The sequence below is a fragment of the Vibrio sp. Vb1755 genome (assembly GCF_033338635.1).
Lineage (GTDB): Bacteria > Pseudomonadota > Gammaproteobacteria > Enterobacterales > Vibrionaceae > Vibrio > Vibrio alginolyticus.
Window position 1 is genome coordinate 1 of sequence record NZ_JAWOTA010000082.1, and the last position, 1,742, is coordinate 1,742.

General features: G+C 44.7%; 1 protein-coding gene and 1 pseudogene. Both read right to left on the reverse strand.

Features of this window, described 5'->3' with window-relative positions:
• Positions 1–1,024 (reverse strand): RIP metalloprotease RseP (gene rseP, locus R7E00_RS22735; protein ID WP_318124506.1); only part of this gene is annotated, 1,024 nt, incomplete at its 3' end.
• A pseudogene (locus R7E00_RS22740) lies at positions 1,024–1,742 on the reverse strand (1-deoxy-D-xylulose-5-phosphate reductoisomerase); the annotation flags it as partial. The gene rseP and the pseudogene R7E00_RS22740, both read right to left, overlap by 1 nt.

A 1,742-nucleotide genomic window follows, 5' to 3' on the forward strand; every position in this document is an offset into this window, starting at 1 on the left:
AACCAATCACTTGGCCTGTCTTATCAACCGCTTTACCAATTGATTCGAATACACCAAACTGCAGCTCGAAGCGATAACTTTCTGGCCATTCTGCGACTTCAGGTGCGATACCTGCAAAGCCAACCACTTGTTTGTTAGCCAGCTCACGACTGTCTGGTGTTAATGTTAGTGATTGCTCAATGCCTCGGCGTAATACCGTCAACTCGATTGGAGTATTTGGATTTGAGCGTACAGCATCTACGACTTGTTTCCAGTCATTGATAGGCTCACCACCAATCGCGATGATTTCATCTTCTGGAAGCACACCTGCTTTCGCGGCTGCACCATCTTCAGAAACTTGCTTAATAACACGATAGATTTCTGGTGTATAAGGAGCAAAGCCAAGTGAATGCATCGCAGATTCAGTTTCTGGATCAAATTTCCAGTCACGAAGGTCCAGCGTTTTCGTCACTTCAGCGCCAACTTCTGAGTCTGACGTCAGTGTTAGCGTCATAGCATCATCACCAATATGAGAAATTAATCCCATATTAACTGATTCCCAATCCGGAGTTTTGATGCCTGATACTGCTTTTAGTTCCATTCCAGATTCAATTCCTGCCTCAGCAACAATCGAATTGGGCGTAACTTCACCAATTACGGGTTTTACCGCAGGTACACCAATCAGGAAAACCAACCAATAAGCAAAAATAGCAAATAAGAAATTAAAGATAGGGCCAGCTGCAACAATAGACGTTCGTTTCCAAAGCGGCTTTTGATCAAAGGCTAAATGTTTTTCACTTTCTGGCACATCGTCAACACGGCTATCTACCATTTTGACGTATCCACCAAGAGGAATCATTGAGATAGTATATTCGGTTCCGTCTTGACCAACTTTTCGCCAAATAGACTTACCAAAACCGATGGAAAATCTTTCAACCTTCACGCCACAACGACGAGCAACCCAAAAGTGCCCAAACTCATGCACGGCAACGAGAATGCCCAGTGCAACGATAAAAGAAACGAGATTCCACAAAATACCAGTCATTAGCTACGCTCGCGTATAATTTCTAGGGCGATAGTTCGAGACATTCTATCTAGCTCGAGCAAGCTTTCCAAGCTATTCGCATTCTCAGGTTTGCAGCTTGCGGTGATTTTATGCAAAACCAATTCATTGATGCGAGCTATGTCTGTAAAACCAAGGCGATTATTTAGAAACGCATCAACAGCAACTTCATTGGCTGCATTTAGAGCAGTAGTCGCATGTTGCCCTTCGTAACACGCGTCAATCGCAAGCTTCAAACAAGGATAACGAGCAAAGTCTGGTTGCAAGAATGTCAATTCACCTACTTGAGTAAAGTCTAGCGGTTTTACACCGGCATCAACACGAGAAGGATAAGACATTGTCAGCGCAATTGGTGTTGCCATATCTGGCCCCCCCATTTGCGCCAGTACCGAACCATCACGATACTGAACCATTGAATGGATCACGGATTGCGGGTGAATAATCACTTTTAACTGGTCACGAGCCGCATTCAATAGCCATTTTGCTTCAATGTACTCAAGACCTTTATTCATCATAGTCGCAGAATCGACCGAAATCTTTGGCCCCATAGACCAGTTAGGGTGCGCGATTGCCTGTGCTGGCGTTACGCTGTCGAGATCGGCAATGTCAGCGTAACGGAATGGACCGCCAGATCCGGTTAACAGAATACTAGAAATGCCATGCTCATCTAAGTTACAGCGGCCAAGATTGGTTTGAACTT